Origin of the sequence: Actinoplanes sp. NPDC024001, from assembly GCF_040638955.1 — a bacterium.
Classification (GTDB): domain Bacteria; phylum Actinomycetota; class Actinomycetes; order Mycobacteriales; family Micromonosporaceae; genus Actinoplanes.
Window position 1 is genome coordinate 1 of sequence record NZ_JBEZZB010000203.1, and the last position, 16,251, is coordinate 16,251.

Consider the following 16,251-nt stretch of genomic DNA (forward strand, 5'->3'; position numbering starts at 1 on the left):
CGCGGGGCGCGGTCGCTGCACCCGGCGCGCAGGGCGCGCGGCGCGCGGGGCGCTGTCGCTCTACTCGGCGTGGAGGTGTGCGGCGACCGCGTCGCGGACCTCGGCGTCGGACGGGGCGGGCAGGCCCTGCTCGTCGGCGAGGCGGCGCAGCGAGGTCATCGCCACGTCGTGCAGGCTGCACGCCACGAAGCGGTCGAACACCCGCAGGTCGGTGTCGACGTTGAGGGCGAAGCCGTGCGTGGTCACCCCGCCGCGGATGCGCATGCCGATCGAAGCGATCTTGCGGCCGTCCGGGGTCCACACGCCGACCAGGCTGGGCGAGCCCTCGGGAGTGTCGCGGCGCTCCGCGGGGAAGCCGAGGTCCTTCAGCGCGTCGATCAGGCCGAGCTCCAGCCAGCGGACCACGTCGACCGGGCCCCACCGGCGCAGGTCCATCACCAGATATCCGACCAGCTGGCCAGGGCCGTGGTAGGTGGCGTTGCCGCCGCGGTCCACCTCGACGGTGGGGATCGACGCGAGGTCGCGGGGCAGGTCGGTCAGCGGGGTCCGGCGGCCGTAGGTGATCACCGGTGGGTGGCTGAGCAGGAAGAGGCGGTCGGGTTGCGTCCCGGCCCGGCGCTCCTCAGCCCAGCCGGCCATCTGCCGGATCGCCGTGTCGTACTCCACCTGGCCCAGATCGACGCGCCGCAGACTCATGGGCCCATTCTGCCTCGCGCCTCCTATGAAACTAGTTGCATAGGTGCCGGTGTCGCCCCTAGCATCAGCGCATGGCTCTCCCCACGCTGCTGCAGGACCGGCTCTCGCTCCCGGTGGTCGCCGCCCCGATGTTCCTGTGCTCGGGGCCGGAGCTGGTCGCGGCCCAGTGCCAGGCCGGCGTGGTCGGCTCGTTCCCCGCCCTCAACGCCCGGCCGGCGAGCCTGCTCACCGACTGGCTGGCGCAGATCAGCGAGTCCAACGCGGCGTTCGCGGCGGCGAACCCGGGCGTCAAGGTCGCACCGTTCGCCGTCAACCAGATCGTGCACCGCTCCAACCGCCGCCTCGAGCAGGACATGGCGGTCATCGTCGAGCACCGGGTCCCCATCGTGATCACCTCACTGGGCGCGCGGCCCGAGATCAATGAGGCCGTGCATGCGTACGGTGGGCTGGTCCTGCACGACGTGATCAGCAACGAGTTCGCCCGCAAGGCGATCGACAAGGGCGCCGACGGGATCATCGCGGTGGCCGCGGGCGCCGGCGGTCACGCCGGCACCCAGTCCCCGTTCGCGCTGCTGCAGGAGATCCGGGCCTGGTTCGACGGCCCGCTGCTGCTCTCCGGCGCCATCGCGCACGGCCGTTCGATCCTCGCCGCCCAGGCCGCCGGCGCCGATCTGGCCTATGTGGGCAGTGCGTTCCTCGCCACGACCGAGGCGATGGCCGGCCCGGCCTATCAGGAGATGATCGTCGCCGGCACCGCGAAGGACATCGTCTACAGCAACCTGTTCACCGGCGTGCACGGCAACTATCTGCGCGCCAGCATCGCGGCGGCCGGCCTAAACCCCGACGATCTGCCGGTCTCCGACCCGTCGGCGATGGACTTCAGCTCCGCCGGCAGCATGGAGGCCAAGGCTTGGCGCGACATCTGGGGCGCCGGCCAGGGCATCGGCGCCATCGACGCGGTCCGGCCGGTGCGCGACCTCGTCGCCCGCCTGAAGACCGAATACGACGCCGCCCGCCACACCCTGATCTCCGCCTGATCCCCACCTGATCCCCGCCCGAGCCCGGCCTGACTCCGCGCCCCTGCTCCAGCCGGCTTCCACGGCTGTCCCGCGCCGCCCACCCGCCAGCCGACCAGACCGGCTGCCCACCAGAGCTGCATCGCGAGCCGTCAAGCAGCCCCTAACGCCAGCCGACCAAACCAGCTGCCACTTCGAGCCGCATCGCAGACACGCGCAGGACCCTCAACGCCAGCCGAGCAAACGAGCTGCCGGCCAGAGCCGTATCGCAGGCGTGCAAGAACTCCGGGCGCCAGCCAAGCAGACCGGCTGCCGCCCGGAGCTGCATCGCGGGCGCACCAAGGACCCTGAACGCCAGCCGAGCAAACCAGCTGCAGGCCAGAGCCCCATCGCAGGCACCCAAAGGCCCCTGAACGCCAGCCGAGCAAACCAGCTGCAGGCCAGAGCCCCATCGCGGGCGCACCAAGGCCCCTCAACGTCAGCCGAGCAAACCAGCTGCAGGCCAGAGCCCCAACGCGGGCGCGCGAAGAACCCTCAACGTCAGCCGAGCAAACCGGCTGCCGGCCAGAGCCGCATCGCGGGCACGCGAAGGCCCCTCAGCGCCAGCCGAGCAAACCGGCTGCCGGCCAGAGCCCCAACGCGGGCGCGCGAAGAACACTCAGCGCCAGCCGAGCAGAGCGGCTGACGGCTGGAGCTGTATCGCGGGCGGGCGAGGGACGCTGAGCGCCAGCCGGGCAGACCGGCTGGCGGCTGGAGCCGTGGCGCGGCGTGGGAAGAGCGCCGGCTGGGGTGGAGCTTCGTGGGTGCGGGAGCGGTTGTGACGCGGAGCGGTCAGCGGGAGCGCGGGGCGGTGAGCTCGCGGTCGCGGCGTCGGCGGGTCAGCAGCGCGAACGGCCAGAGCAGCAGGACGAGCACCGCGAGCACCAGGTATTCCGCCATCGGAACGCGCAGGACCTCGTGGATCGTGGCGAGGCCGCGCCCGGAGTAGACGGCGACCAGCGCCGCCAGATAGCCGGCGAACAGCAGCCAGCGCGTGCCCACGCTCAGGCCGAGACCGTGCATCTGGGTGATCACGAAGACGGCGAGGAATCCGAAGAGGAACTTCGGCCAGGCGCCGTCCGGCCCGGAGTTCATCACCGCCACCAGGGTGCCGTGCACCGCGACGAGCAGCTCCAGGCTCACCGTCCACCAGCGGTTGGTGTGCGCGGTGGTGAACATCAGGCTGCTCTGCAGGAGCAGCAGGAAGATGTAGAAGAAGCCGATCAGGTGGCCGCTGGTGCCCTCCATCGGGTGGTACCAGAACGTGTAGATGACCGCCCAGCTGAAGAGGTATCCGTGATACCGGCGGGCGAAGTCACCCACAGCGGCCGGGATCGGCGCCCGCTTGCCCGCGACCAGGCCGCGGCGGCGGTTCTCCATCAGCAGCACGACGACCAGCAGGAGCACCACCGAACCCTGCGAGCTGAAGATCGACACGTCCTGCGCGAGGCCGTCGTAGAACACCCTGGTCTGCAGGGCGTGCAGGCCGACGAAGCCGAGGTTCGCGGCGAGCGCCACCACGTTGATCCGCTTCAGGCCGGGCGTCCAGCGGCGCGCGTGGGTCTGCGCCCACCAGATCAGGCCCCAGGACACGATCTGGTGGGCGGCGTAACCGAACCACGCGGACAGCCGGGTCCAGACGGTCGGGTCGGGAAGCTTCCAGTAGTACCAACTGGCCCCCTGGTCGGGCCGTAACGTGACGTCCAGGCCCTGGCCGAGCCACCACACCAGGCCGGTGAGCAGGGCGACGGCGGGCACGCCCCAGACCAGCGCTCGTTCGCTGCGCAACCCCGTCGCATTGACCACGGTCGCAGTATGGCCGATATTCAGTGAGCTGAACAATGGGCGTTCGTCGATGGGAGGCCACGGTGAGCCGGTACCGGTTGCACGTCAACGGCAGGCGGCGGGTGGTCGACGTGCCCGGCGACACCCCGCTGCTGTGGGCGTTGCGGGAGGAGCTCGGGCTGACCGGCCCGAAGTACGGCTGCGGCGTCGGCGCCTGCGGCGCGTGCGTGTCGCTGATCGACGGCGCGGCCGGGCGGCCCTGCGTCACGACGGTCGCCGCGACCGAGGACGCGCGGATCACCACGATCGAGGGCCTGCGCGACCACCCGGTGCAGCAGGCCTGGCTGGAGCTGGACGTCGCCCAGTGCGGCTACTGCCAGCCCGGCCAGATCATGACCGTGGTGGCGCTGCTCGCCCGCATTCCGGACCCGGACGACGCGCAGATCGACGAGGCGTTGCGCGACAACGTCTGCCGGTGCGGGACCTATCCGCGAATCCGGGCCGCCGTCCGCCGCGCGGCGGAGCTGATCCGATGATCACCCGGCGGACGTTGCTGGGCGCGGCCCTGGTCGTGGCCGTGCCGGTCCCCACGGAGCGGACCGAGCTGGCGCCGACCGTGTTCGTACGGGTGGACGGTAGCGGCCGGGTGGTGGCAACGGTCCCCAAGCCGGACACCGGGCAGGGCGTACGAACCATGGCCGCCGTCCTGGTGGCCGAGGAACTGGCAGTCGAGGTCGCCGACGTGGCCCTGGAACAGGCGCCGGGCGACACCGCCACGTTCGGTCCGCAGGCGGTGCAGAACTCCACGTCGAGCCGCCAGCTGGCCCAGCCGTTGCGCACCGCGGCGGCCACCGCCCGCTGCCTGCTCGTCGCCGCCGCGGCAGCCCGGTGGGGTGTGCCGACGACCGAGTGCACCGCCCGGCGCGGACGGGTCGAGCACCCGCGCCACACCCCGCTCCCCTACCGCGCCCTGGTCACCGCCGCCGCCGCGCTGGACCCGGCCACGGTGCCGGTCACCCTCACCCCGCCGGAGCGGTGGCGGCTGATCGGGCGTACCCGGGCCGGGCGTTCCGACGCGCGCGACATCGTCACCGGCCGGGCCCGCTACGGCGCCGATGTGGCGCCGGCCGGCAGCCTGGCCGCCGTGGTGGCCCGGCCGCCGTGGATCGGCGCGCAGGTGGACACTGTGGACGACACGGCCGCCCGGGCCGTGCCCGGCGTGGTCGCGGTGGTCCGGCACGCGCCGCCGACCGCCGGGCAGGGTGGCGTCGCGGTGGTCGCCCGATCCACCGCGGAGGCGCTGCGCGGGCGGGAGGCGCTGCGGGTGACCTGGACGGGCGGCACCCCGGCCGCGGACAGCCGCACCTGGCTGGCCGATCTGGAGGCCGCCCTGCCACCGGTCGCGGGTGTGCCCGACGTGCAGCGGGTCTACCGGATGCCGCTGCTGGCGCACGCGCCGATGGAGCCGATGAACGCGACCGCGCACGTGACCGCCGACCAGGTCCGGGTGTGGGCGCCCACCCAGGACCCCGGCGGGCTGCGCACCCAGCTGGCCCGGATCCTCGCCCTGCCGGAGGCGCAGATCCAGGTGCGGGCGACCCTGGCCGGCGGCGGGTTCGGCCGGCGCATCGAGTCCGACGCGGTCCTGGAGGCCTTGGCCTGCTCGCGGGCGGCCGGGCAGCCGGTGACCGTGCGCTGGACCCGGGACGACGACACCCGGCACGACTCGTACCGGCCGATGTCGGTGCACCGGCTCACCGCGACCCTGGACGCGGCGGGCCTGCCCACGGGACGGTCGCACCAGGTGGTGACGTGGCCGTTGACCGTGGTTCCGCCGTTCAACAACCCGGCGATCGTCAAGGCCAGCGGCGACCACTTCCCGTACGCGGTGCCCGGCGACGTGTCGGTGACCCTGCGCCCGGCGCCGCTGCGGACCGGGTTCTGGCGCTCGGTCTACGCCGGCCAGTTCGGCTACGCCGAGGAGTGTTTCCTCACCGAGATCGCCCGGCGCGGTGGCCACGACCTGGTGGAGTTCCGGCGCCGGCTGCTGCCGGCCGGCTCGCGCCTGCGGGCAGTCCTGGACGCGGCCGCGGCGAGGGCGGGCCGGGTCGACGGGGTGGCCTGCCACCTGGACTACGGCTCGGCGATCGCGGTGCTGGTCACCAGGGACCCGTTCCGGGTCACCGCCGCGGTCGACGTCGGGGTCCCGGTCCACCCGTCCGGCGTGATCGCGCAGGTGGAAGGCGGGATCGTGGACGCGCTGTCCACTGTGCGCGGGGCGCAGATCACCGTACGGGCCGGCGCGGTCGTCCAGTCCTCGTTCCGCGACTACGCCTGGGCGCGGATCGGCGACTGCCCCGACATCGACGTCGTGCTGGTGCCGTCCGAGGCCCCGATCGGTGGCCTGGGCGAGCTGGCCTACCCACCCGCGGCGGCGGCGATCGCCACCGCGCTGGCGGCCGGCGGCGAACCGGTCGCCGGCATGCCGTACGCCACCCCGGTGGGCTGATGGAGCACGTCGGCTCCTGGCCCACCGGCCGCCTGCTGTCGATGGCCGCGCGCATCGTCGAGGGCCGCTGGGACCGTTTCCTCGCCGGCCTGGACCTGACCCACGCCGGGCTGATCGCGCTGCACCACCTGGAGGGCGGGCCGCTGTCGCAGCGGGAGCTGGCGCGGCTGTGCCGGGTGACGGACCAGACGATGAGCCGCACGATCGAGCGGCTGGCCCGGACCGGTCATGTCGGGCGCGCGACGGCGCAGCGCGACCGGCGGCGCGTCCTGGTGACGATCAGCGCCGAAGGGTCGGCGGCCCTGGCCACGGCGCGGGAGGAGGAGCAGCGGCTGTTCGCGGTCGAGGACTACGAGTACCTCCGGCGCCAGCTGATCATGCTGATCACCGGGGGCTCAGAGCCAGCCCGGGACCACGAAGATCAGCCAGGTGACGATCGGGATGATCACCACCATGCTGAGACCCCACCGCATCAGGCCGCGGTAGACGTAGTCCCGCCGGTCCTCCGGGGTGTTGGCGACGGTGAGCGCCCCGCTGGTGGAGAACGGGCTCGAGTGGACGATCGACGATGACAGCGCGAGGGCGGTGATCAGGCCGACCGCGCCGACCGAGTCGGTGCCGGTCAGGAACGGCACGGCGAACGGGATCAGCGCGCCGAGGATGCCGGTGGTCGAGGCCGACGAGCGGGTGCGTGAGGTCGCCGGCCGGGTCCGGCAGATCGAGGAGCTGCTGGTCGAGGCGGTGGACGCGGGCCGCCTGCGGCTGAACAAGTCGTTCTCCGGGCGGCGCATCCTCTATCACGGGCACTGCCACCAGAAGGCCGAGGTGGACACCGCCGCGACCGTGGCGCTGCTGCGCCGCATCCCCGGCGCTTCGGTGACCGAGGTGGACGCGGGCTGCTGCGGGATGGCCGGCTCGTTCGGCTTCGAGTCCGAGCACTACGAGATGTCGATGGCGATCGGTGAGAGCCGGCTCTTCCCGGCGATCCGGCAGGAGCCGGCCGGCACGATCCTGGCCGCCACCGGCGTCTCCTGCCGGCAGCAGATCCGGCACGGCACCCAGCGGGTGGCCTGGCATCCGCTGGAACTTCTCCGGAAGGCGGTCGCCGATGTCGCACCGTGATCTCATCCGTCAGGAGTTCGCCCGGCAGGCCGGCACGTTCGAGGACGCGCGGCTCAACACGGCCTTCACCAGCCATCTGGAGCGCCTGGTCGACTTCACCGAGCCGGCGGCGGACGACGTGTGCCTGGACGTCGCCTGCGGCACCGGCCTGGTCGCCCGGGCCCTGGCCGCGCGCACCCGGCACGTGACCGCGCTCGACCTCACCCCGGAGATGCTGGCGACGGGCAAGGCGAGCGCGGACGCGGACGGCGTCCGCAACGTGGTCTTCCAGGAGGGTGACGCGACCCGGCTGCCGTTCCTGGACGCCTCGTTCTCGCTGGTGGTCTCCCGGTTCTCGCTGCACCAGGCCGACGAGCCGCAGCGGCTGGTCGCCGAGATGCGCCGGGTGTGCCGGCCGGACGGCCGCGTCCGAGTCCTTCGACGTGCAGCGGGTCTGGCTCGCGCAGTCCCGCACGCCGGACGATGTCGCGGCCCGTATCGCGGCCGAGTTGCGGGCCGAGCTGGCCGGCGGCCCGCCGACGGGCATGCCCCCGCTGCTCGTCGGCGGCGACCTCTGGTTCACCCAGACCTGGGCCCACCTGCGCGGCAGCACCGTCACACGGTGGGATTCACCAGGGGTTTGAGGGCGGCGGCGACCTGGGTGACCACACCGGGGCGGTAGCCGGTGCGGGGCAGGTTGATGCAGATGCCCTGGATGCCGGCGTCCAGAACCCGCTCCTGCAGCTGCTCGGCCACCTGCTCGGCGGTGCCGAGGAAGGCCCGGTTGCGGCGGTCCTCGGGGATCGAGTCGGCGAGTTCCTTGGCCTCCGCCTCGGTCTCCCCCACCATGCCCATCGCCAGGAAGCTGGTCGCCAGCGTGGCCGGGTCACGGCCGATCTCCTCGCAGCGCTGCCGCAGCACGGCGACCTTGCGGGGCAGCTCCGCCGTGTCGCAGATGATGTTCATGTGGTCGGCGAAGCGAGCCGCCAGCCGGAACGTCTTCTGCTCACCCGCACCACCGAGCATGATCGGGATGGTCGGCCGCAGCCGCGGGTTGTTGATCGCGCCGCGCGCCGTGTACCACTTCCCCTCGACGGTCGGCTGCTCACCGCGCAGCATCGGCGCGATGATCGTCAGCGCCTCCTCCAGGCGCTCGAAACGCTGCCCGAAGGTGCCGAACTCGAAGCCGTAGTCGTGGTGCTCGCGCTCGAACCACCCGGCGCCGATGCCCAGGATCGCCCGGCCCCGGGAGACCACGTCCAGCGTGGTCACGGTCTTGGCGAGCAGGGCCGGGTTCCGGTACGTGTTCCCGGTGACCAGAGTGGACAGCTGGATCGTCGACGTGGCCGAGGCCAGCGCACCCAGGGTCGTGTAGGCCTCCAGCATCGCGTTCTCCGGAGCACCGAGCCCCGGCAATTGGTAGAAATGGTCCATCACGAGGACCGTGTCGAAGCCGGCGGCCTCCGCCTCGCGGGCCTGCGTGGCGACGGTGTCGAAGAGATCCTCCACCGCGACGCCGGGATGGGTGAAGTTCGGGATCTGGTATCCGAGCCGGATGGTCACACTGCCTCCACGATGTAAGAGGGCTCTCACTTGCTAATGTAAGAGCCTACTCACATGGGGGCAAGCGTGGCGGCGAAGCGGGGCTATCACCACGGCGAGCTTCGCGCCGCGCTGATCCGGGCGAGCTTCGACCTGCTCGCCGAGGCGGGCCTGCAGCGCTTCTCGGTCGCCGAGGTCGCCCGCCGTCTCGGCGTCAGCTCCGCCGCGCCCTACCGGCATTTTCCGGACCGCGCCCACCTGCTCGGCGCGGTCTCCACCGAGGCCGCCCGCGACCTGCGGGCCGCGATCCTCGACGCGGCCGGAACAGCCGGTCCGGATCCGGCCGAGCGGCTCGCCGCGGTCGCCGGCGCCTACGTGCGCTATGTGACGCGCACCGGCGCCGGCTTCCACGTGATCTTCGCAGCCGAGCTGTACCCGCTGCACGACGAGGCCCGCCGCGAGCAGACCAGCGCGCTGATGGACACGCTGCTCGACCTCGCCACCGCGGCGGACCGATCGTTCCGGCAAGCGGTCCCTCTGGTGGAGGCGACGATCGCCATCGCGCACGGTTACACGTCGCTCTATGCCGACGGGTTCTTCGCCCGCGCCGACAAGGACGTGGAGGAGATCGCCACCCGGGCGGTGGACGCGGCCCGCAGCCTGATCGCGGTCAACGGGGCGCCGCCGGGCTGAGCCCAGGCCTGCCGCACGATCTTCCCGGAGACCGCCAGGATGAGCAGGGCGTTGACCGCGTGCAGCCCGAAGACGAGCGAGCCAACCGTGCTGCCGTCGCCGACCCCGGCGGCCAGCACGGCGATCAGCACCTGCACCGAGACCAGGCCGGCGACCAGCGCGGACCAGGCCGTCAGGCGGCCCGGGAGCCGGGCCGGCACCGCAACGATGATCATCGCGATCGGCAGCAGGAAGCTGACGTACCCCAGCCAGTGGTGCGGCCGGTAGGACGCGGGCCGGAAGGCCCCGGCCGCGGCGAAGTAGAACTCCGCGACAATGGCCAGGAACAGTAGCGCCGCCAGTGCGGTGAAGACCTTGCGCATCGTTGTTCTCCCTCGCCGGTGGGTGTTCTCGTCAGCTCGACGAGACAGCCGGCGCGTTTGTGAGGAGCGGCCGGGAATCATGAGCACCGACGAGCGACGGCAACTGATCCAGCTGGCCTACCGGCTCCTCGGATCGCTCACCGAGGCGGAGGACGCGGTGCAGGAGACCTACGCCCGCTGGTACACGCTGTCCGAACCGCAGCGGCAGCAGATCGAGAACCCGGCCGCCTGGCTGACCCGGGTGGCCGGCCGGATCTGCCTCGATCACCTCAAGTCCGCGCGGGTGCGGCGGGAGAGCTATCCCGGGCCCTGGATCCCGGAGCCGCTGCCCGCGCCGGACCCGGCCGACCGGGTCACCCTCGACGAGTCGGTCACCATGGCCTTCCTGATCGTGCTGGAGTCGATGACGCCGGCCGAGCGGGTCGCGGTCGTCCTGCACGACGTCTTCGGCTACCCGTTCGGCGAGATCGCCGCGATCGTCGACCGCACCCCGGCGGCATGCCGCCAGCTCGCCACTTCCGGCCGCCGCCGGATCCAGCGGGCCGCACGGCCGGGTGCGATGCCGGCCGACCGGCAGGCCGGCATCGTCCGGGCCTTCCGCAGCGCCTGGGAGTCCGCGGACATCGGCGCCCTGATCGGCCTGCTCGACCCGGCGGTCACGGTCACCGCCGACGGCGGCGGCCGGGTCAGCACCATACTTCGCCCGCTGCACGGCACGGACGAGGTCGCCCGCTACGCGGCCGCTCTCATCGGCGGCCTCGCCGGCCTCACGATCCTTGAGCGTACGGTCAACGCCCGCCCCGGCCTGGTGACCCAGCGTGACGGCGTCACCGAGACGGTGCTCGCCTTCGACGTCGCCGGCGACCGGATCCGCACCATCTGGATCGTCCGCAACCCGGCGAAACTCCGCCCGCGGATTGCCCCCGCCCATGGATAGGTGTCTATTGATGGGATGACCGCCCTCAGCAGACGCGCACTCCTCGCCGGCGCGGCCGGCACCACCGTGCTCGGCCCGGCGGCGACGGCCGCGGCGGCCGGCCGCCCGACCGGCCTCGACCGGGGCACCAACCTCGCCGTGCAGCTGTCGCCGGACGGCCGCCGGATCGCGATGGACCTGGTCGGCGTGCTGTGGGTGCTGCCCGCCGCCGGTGGCCCGGCCCGGCGGCTGACCGGTGACCTGTTCGACATCGCCCAGCCCGACTGGGCGCCGGACGGCGGCTCGATCACCTTCCAGTCCTACCGGACCGGCACCTTCGACCTGTGGCTGATCCGCCCGGACGGCTCCGGCCTGCGGCAGCTCACCTCCGGGCCGTTCGATCACCGCGAGCCGCGGTTCGCGCCGGACGGGCGCCGCCTCGCCTTCTCCGCCGACCTGTCCGGCAGCTACGGCATCCACCTGCTCGACCTGACCTCCGGGGGGATCACCGCGGTCGCCGACAGCACCGCCGAGGAGTTCGAGCCGGCCTGGTCGCCGGACGGGCGGCGGATCGCGTTCGTGGTGGCGAACACCCGCATCGACGTGGTCGACGTGGCGACCGGCGCGCGCAGCACCGCGGTGACCGTCCCGGCCGGGCAGATCATCCGCGGACCGTCGTTCACCCCGGACGGCGCCGGCATCGTCTACCAGCTCACCGTGGCGGGGCGAGCCGAGCTCTGGCGCGACGGCGCGCCGGTGGTCACCGGCGAGGAGGTGTTCCCGTTCCGGGTCTCCTGGCGGTCGCCCCGCGAGATCGTCTACGCCGCCGACGGCGGCATCCGCCGCCGTGTCCTCGGCGCCACCGGGCCGGCCGACCGGATCGGCTTCGCCGCCCCGGTCAGTCTCACCACCCCGCGCCATCGGCGGCGACGGCGGGATTTCGAGTCGCGTACGCCGAAGCCCGTCCTCGGCATCGGCAGCCCGGTGCTGTCGCCGGACGGCGGGTCGATCGCGTTCCGGGCGCTGAACGACATCTGGACCATGCGGATCGGCAGCTCGCCGCGGCCGCTCACCCGCGACCTCTGGTGGAAGTGCGACCCGGCGTGGTCGCCGGACGGGCGGTATCTGTCGTACTCCACGGACCGCGGCGGCAAGCTCGACATCTGGCTGCGTGACCTGCGCACCGGCGCCGACCGGCAGCTGACCGCGCTGCCGAACGCGGCCGCGGTCTCCGGCAGCTGGTCGGCGGACAGCTCCCACCTGGCGTTCCTCGACCAGACCGGCGCGCTGTGGACCGTCGAGGTCGGCACCGGCGCGGTGCGGCAATTGTTCGCGGCAACTTTTGAACCGGGCCGACCTAGCTGGTCCGCAGATGGGAGAACGATCGCTTTGGCAGCGGTCGTCCCCTATTCGGCCCGGTTCCGCGAAGGGCTCAGCAAGATCCTGCTGGTCGATGTCGCCACGGGCGCCGGGCGCTACGTCGACCCGCTGCCGCACCGGTCGATCCAGACCCGCGGCGACGACGGCCCGGTCTGGTCCCCGGACGGCCGGAAGCTGGCGTTCGTGCTGGCCAGCGTGCTATGGGTGGTGGACGTCAACCCCGACGGCAGCTACGCGGGCACGCCGCGGCAGATCACCCACGAGGTGACCGACGCGCCGAGCTGGAGCGGCGACTCGCGCCGGCTGCTCTACCTGCACAACGGCGTGCTCCGGATGGTCGCCGCTTCCGGCGGGCGGCCCCGGACCGTACCGATGAGGTTGACCTGGGCGAACACGGCGCCGCGCGGCCGGACCGTGATCCACGCCGGGCGGATGTGGGACGGGGTGCGCCGTGATCTGGCCCGCGACGTCGACATCGTGGTCGAGGGGCACCGGATCACCGCGGTCGAACCGCACCGGCCCGGCCGGGACGGGCGGCTGGTCGACGCCCGGGACGCGGTGGTCACCCCGGGACTGATCGACATGCATCATCACCGGGAGATGCAGGGCTACGCGTACGGGGCCCGGCAGGGGCGGCTGTGGCTGTCGCTCGGGATCACCACGACCCGCTCCCCCGGCAGCCCCGCCTACCACATGGTGGAGGAACGCGAGTCGGTCCAGTCCGGGGCGCGGGTCGGCCCGCGGTACTTCGCCACCGGCGAGGCGGTGGACGGGTCGCGGATCTTCTACAACTTCATGCGGCCCACGTACGAGCCGGCGCAGGTCGCGCTGGAGCTGGAGCGGGCCGGGGCGCTCGGCTACGACCTGATGAAGGCGTACGTGCGGCTGTCACCGGAACGCCAGCGCCAGGTGATCGCCTGGGCCCACCGGTACGGCGTGCACGCCACGTCGCACTACCACTACCCCGCGTTCGCGTTCGGCGGCGACGCCCAGGAGCACGTCGGGGCGACCAGCCGGTTCGGCTATTCCCGGACGGTCACCGCGATCGGCAACGTCTACGCCGACGTGGACGACGTCTTCCTGACCACCCGGGCGGCCCGCACCCCCACGCTGTTCCTGTCGACCACGCTGCTGCGCGAGGACGACAGCCTGGTCACCGACGAGCGGGTGCGCACCCTCTATCCCAGCTGGGAGTACGCGAACCTGCAGACCATCGCGAACACCGCGCGGACCACCGACCAGACGGTGACCCGGCAGAACCTGGCCCGGCAGGTGGCCCACCTGATCCGGCTCCACCGCGGCGGCGGGCAGGTGATCACCGGCACCGACTCGCCGATCTCGCCGAACGCGGTCAGCACCCACCTGAACCTGCGCGCCATGGTCGCCTACGGGATGACGCCGTACGAGGCGCTGAGCACCGCGACCCGGCTGCCCGGCGAGTTCCTCGGCGAGCCGCTCGGCCGGATCACCGCCGGCCACTACGCCGACCTGGCGATCCTCGGCGGGGACCCGCTGGCCGACATCAGGCACGCGGCCGACGTACGTCAGGTGATGGCCGCCGGTGTCCTGCACACCGTGCCCGACCTGCTGGAACCCTTCGCCGCGGCGCCGGCGGTGACCACCGCGGCGGCCGCGGTCCTGCCGTCGCGGGCCGCCCACCCGGCCAACGAGCGCTACTGGTGGCACGACCCGCACTACGTGGAGGAGAGCCGGCACGCCTGCTGCGCCCACTGACGATCCATGGCGGTCGTTGCCTACCCTGACCGCGTGGACCTGCGAACGCTGGTGCTGATCGTCACCGGGTTCTTCGGTGTGGGGCTGATCGTGCTGGTCCCGGTGCTGTTGCTGCTGGCCCTGAGCGACAGCCGGGGCCGGCGCTGGGTGGCCCGCAACCGGGTGTCGCCGTGCGCGGCGCTGCGGCCCGGCGCCGCGCTGCCGAAACACTTCGCCGTCTACGGGCACACCGTGCCCGGCCGGGACGGTCTGGTGGTCGCGCCGCTGTCCGGCGCGGAGGGCGTCTGGTTCCGCACGATGGTGTACCGGGCCGACGGCAACGGCGACACCACCCGGTTCACCGTGCTGCTGGAGCGCTCCGGCGGCGACCCGTTCGGGGTGGCCGACGAGACGGGCACGGCGGCCGTGTCGGCGGGCATCCTGCAGGGCCGGATCTTCGGCGGTCACCTGTCGCTCTGGGCGCAGACCCGCCACGCGGTCGGCGACTCCGGGCCGTCGCCGACCGAGCGGCCGGTCGACGAGACGACGGGCTCCTGGCGCCGGCCCGGCCCGTGGCTTCAGCAGGTCGTCGCCCGCGGGCTGGTCGCCGAGCGGGCGCTGCGCGGCGCGGACCGGATCGGGGTGGTCGAGGAGGTGCTGCCGTCGCGCGTCCCGGTGCACGTGATCGGCAGACCGGCGACTCTGGCCGACGGCTCGGTCGGGCTCACCCTGCCGCGCACCGGGAAGTACCTGCTGGTCCGCCGCCCTCCCCCGGAGACCGAGCAGGATCTGCGCGGCGGCGCCCGGTTCGGTCTGGGCTGCGCGCTCTGGGCAGCGCTGCTCGGCGCCGGACTCCTGGCGGTGTGCGCGGCGGTCGCCCTCTCGATGACCCCCTGATCACGTCCGCTGTCACGAAACGCGGGGCTGCCCGGTCCAGCCGGTATGAATACCGCTGACACAGCACGGGTGATCGTCGGGGTCGACGGGTCCGAGCAGGCCCTGGCCGCCGTACGGGTGGCGGCGACCGAGGCGGCCCACCGCGACGAGCCGCTGCACATCGTCCACGCCTTCATCTGGCCGTCGCTGCACGCCGACGGCGCCGGCCTGCGCGAGCACGCCGACGACCTGGTCGCCGAGGCGGTCGCCGAGGCCGCCCGGGTCGCGCCCGGAATCCGGATCACCACCGAGGTGGTCGACGGCGCCGCGACCCCGGTGCTGCTGGCCGAGTCGCGCCGCGGCGACCTGCTGGTGCTCGGTGACCGCGGCCTGGGCGGGATCAGCGGCCTGATCGTCGGCTCGGTGGCGGTGCACGCCGCCGCCCACGCCGACTGTCCGGTCCTGGTGGTCCGCGACACCGCGCCCACCGGCGGCGCGGTCGTCGTGGGCGTCGACGGGTCGGCGACCTCGCAGCTCGCCGTCGGCTTCGCCTTCGCGGAGGCCGCCTACCGCGGCGCGGACCTCGCGCCGGTCCTGGTCTGGGACGGCAAGCCCACCGGTGAACTCGGTCAGGAGGAGGCGATGCTGCTGCTCAGCGAATCGCTCGCCGGGTGGGGCGAGCGGTTCCCGGACGTCACGGTCCGGCCCGAGCTGATCCGCGGCAACGCCCGCCACGCCCTCGTCGAACGCTCCAAGGACGCCCAGCTCACGGTGGTCGGCGCCCGGGGCCGGGACACCTTCACCGGGCTGCTGCTCGGCTCGGTCAGCCAGACCCTGCTCTATCACTCGGCGGGCCCGGTCGCGGTGATCAGGAACGGCCGCTGAGCCCCGAGCGCACGACGCGGGCTGGTGTACCCTCGGCGCCGGGGCGGTGCCGATGGTTGACGGGGCGCTGCGCGGCCGGCGGCGCGAGTGCGAGGTTCTGGACCGGCTGGTCTCCACCGTTCGCGGCGGCGCGAGCTCCGTCCTGATCCTGCGCGGCGAGGCCGGCATCGGCAAGACCGCCCTGCTGGAGTATGTCCAGGACAGCGCGGCCGGGTCCGGATCGTGCGGGCCGCTCGCCGGCATGGCGGCCGAGGGCCCGCTGATCGTGCTGGTCGACGACGCCCATGGCGGGACCGGGTCTCCGCGCAGCCGCTGGCCTTCGTCGCCCGGCGCCTGCTCGCCGAGCCGATCGGGCTGGTGGTCGCGGTGCGCGAACCGGACGTCCCGGCCGAGTTCACCGCGGCCCGCCGGCTGAAGGTGGGCCGCCTGAGCCGGCCAGCCAGACCGAGCAGAGCTTCCTGCGCCGGGTCGCCGCGCTGCCGTCGGAGACGCAACTGTTGCTGCTGCTCGCGGCGGCCGAGCCGGTCGGCGACGTGGGCCTGCTGATGCGGGCGGCCGAACGGCTGGGCCTCGATCCGGGCGCGGCGGCGCCGACCCAGGCCGCCCAGTTGATCAGTCTGGGCACCCGGGTACGGTTCCGCCACCCGCTCGTGCGCTCGGCGGCCTATCGCGCGGCCGGCCCGCCGGACCGGCAACGGGTGCATCGCGCGCTGGCCGACGCCACCGACCCGCACGCCG

17 protein-coding genes are annotated in these 16,251 nt (G+C 73.2%); 13 read left to right on the forward strand and 4 right to left on the reverse strand.

The window, feature by feature from the left end; all coding sequences use genetic code 11:
- Positions 1-60: 60 nt before the first annotated feature.
- Positions 61-696 (reverse strand): lipoyl(octanoyl) transferase LipB, encoded by a 636-nt coding sequence (gene lipB, locus AB0F81_RS44800; protein WP_360209254.1) that lies wholly within the window; start codon positions 694-696, stop codon positions 61-63.
- 71 nt (positions 697-767) lie between these two features.
- Between lipB and AB0F81_RS44805 the strand changes: the two genes are divergently transcribed.
- Complete coding sequence (locus tag AB0F81_RS44805; protein WP_360209257.1) at positions 768-1,733, forward strand: nitronate monooxygenase family protein; 966 nt, start codon at positions 768-770, stop codon at positions 1,731-1,733.
- Positions 1,734-2,543: 810 nt separating this feature from the next.
- On the opposite strand, the gene AB0F81_RS44810 is transcribed toward AB0F81_RS44805, so the two are convergent.
- The gene (locus tag AB0F81_RS44810; protein WP_360209259.1) at positions 2,544-3,557 is read right to left on the reverse strand and encodes a hypothetical protein; all 1,014 of its coding nucleotides are present in this window, start codon (positions 3,555-3,557) and stop codon (positions 2,544-2,546) included.
- 35 nt (positions 3,558-3,592) lie between these two features.
- Between AB0F81_RS44810 and AB0F81_RS44815 the strand changes: the two genes are divergently transcribed.
- The 5 genes from AB0F81_RS44815 to AB0F81_RS44835 are packed head-to-tail and all read left to right on the forward strand — an operon-like array spanning position 3,593 to position 7,828.
- Complete coding sequence (locus AB0F81_RS44815; RefSeq protein ID WP_360209262.1) at positions 3,593-4,072, forward strand: (2Fe-2S)-binding protein; 480 nt, start codon at positions 3,593-3,595, stop codon at positions 4,070-4,072.
- Positions 4,069-6,045, forward strand: coding sequence for a molybdopterin cofactor-binding domain-containing protein (locus AB0F81_RS44820; RefSeq protein ID WP_360209265.1), 1,977 nt, complete (start codon positions 4,069-4,071; stop codon positions 6,043-6,045). The genes AB0F81_RS44815 and AB0F81_RS44820 overlap by 4 nt, the downstream gene beginning before the upstream one ends.
- Before the next feature lie 41 nt (positions 6,046-6,086).
- Complete coding sequence (locus AB0F81_RS44825) at positions 6,087-6,617, forward strand: MarR family transcriptional regulator (RefSeq protein WP_360209267.1); 531 nt, start codon at positions 6,087-6,089, stop codon at positions 6,615-6,617.
- Positions 6,568-7,167 (forward strand): hypothetical protein, encoded by a 600-nt coding sequence (locus AB0F81_RS44830; protein ID WP_360209270.1) that lies wholly within the window; start codon positions 6,568-6,570, stop codon positions 7,165-7,167. The genes AB0F81_RS44825 and AB0F81_RS44830 overlap by 50 nt, the downstream gene beginning before the upstream one ends.
- Entirely contained in the window at positions 7,154-7,828 is a 675-nt protein-coding gene (locus tag AB0F81_RS44835) for a methyltransferase domain-containing protein (RefSeq protein ID WP_360209272.1), read from the forward strand. The genes AB0F81_RS44830 and AB0F81_RS44835 overlap by 14 nt, the downstream gene beginning before the upstream one ends.
- On the opposite strand, the gene AB0F81_RS44840 is transcribed toward AB0F81_RS44835, so the two are convergent.
- Complete coding sequence (locus AB0F81_RS44840) at positions 7,762-8,709, reverse strand: LLM class F420-dependent oxidoreductase (RefSeq protein WP_360209275.1); 948 nt, start codon at positions 8,707-8,709, stop codon at positions 7,762-7,764. The two genes, AB0F81_RS44835 and AB0F81_RS44840, sit on opposite strands and share 67 nt — an antisense overlap.
- Before the next feature lie 54 nt (positions 8,710-8,763).
- Here AB0F81_RS44840 and AB0F81_RS44845 point away from each other — a divergent pair, with 54 nt between their 5' ends.
- Positions 8,764-9,381: a TetR/AcrR family transcriptional regulator gene (locus tag AB0F81_RS44845; RefSeq protein WP_360209277.1), complete on the forward strand. Its 618-nt coding sequence runs from the start codon at positions 8,764-8,766 to the stop codon at positions 9,379-9,381.
- Here the strand turns inward: AB0F81_RS44845 and AB0F81_RS44850 are convergent.
- Positions 9,270-9,743 (reverse strand): DUF6220 domain-containing protein, encoded by a 474-nt coding sequence (locus AB0F81_RS44850; RefSeq protein ID WP_360209280.1) that lies wholly within the window; start codon positions 9,741-9,743, stop codon positions 9,270-9,272. The genes AB0F81_RS44845 and AB0F81_RS44850 overlap by 112 nt on opposite strands.
- 79 nt (positions 9,744-9,822) lie before the next feature.
- Here AB0F81_RS44850 and sigJ point away from each other — a divergent pair, with 79 nt between their 5' ends.
- From sigJ to AB0F81_RS44880, 6 genes are all read left to right on the forward strand, one after another.
- Positions 9,823-10,680: an RNA polymerase sigma factor SigJ gene (gene sigJ, locus AB0F81_RS44855; RefSeq protein ID WP_360209283.1), complete on the forward strand. Its 858-nt coding sequence runs from the start codon at positions 9,823-9,825 to the stop codon at positions 10,678-10,680.
- A gap of 15 nt (positions 10,681-10,695) precedes the next feature.
- Positions 10,696-13,773 carry an amidohydrolase family protein gene (locus AB0F81_RS44860; RefSeq protein ID WP_360209285.1) on the forward strand — a complete coding sequence of 1,026 codons (3,078 nt, stop codon included), beginning with the start codon at positions 10,696-10,698 and terminating at the stop codon, positions 13,771-13,773.
- A gap of 33 nt (positions 13,774-13,806) precedes the next feature.
- Positions 13,807-14,649: a hypothetical protein gene (locus AB0F81_RS44865; RefSeq protein ID WP_360209287.1), complete on the forward strand. Its 843-nt coding sequence runs from the start codon at positions 13,807-13,809 to the stop codon at positions 14,647-14,649.
- A gap of 45 nt (positions 14,650-14,694) precedes the next feature.
- On the forward strand, positions 14,695-15,513 hold the full coding sequence (locus tag AB0F81_RS44870) for a universal stress protein (RefSeq protein ID WP_360209290.1): 819 nt from the start codon (positions 14,695-14,697) through the stop codon (positions 15,511-15,513).
- A 52-nt stretch (positions 15,514-15,565) separates the two neighbouring features.
- Positions 15,566-15,928, forward strand: coding sequence for an ATP-binding protein (locus AB0F81_RS44875; protein WP_360209296.1), 363 nt, complete (start codon positions 15,566-15,568; stop codon positions 15,926-15,928).
- A gap of 82 nt (positions 15,929-16,010) precedes the next feature.
- Positions 16,011-16,251 (forward strand): hypothetical protein (locus AB0F81_RS44880; protein ID WP_360209293.1); only part of this gene is annotated, 241 nt, incomplete at its 3' end.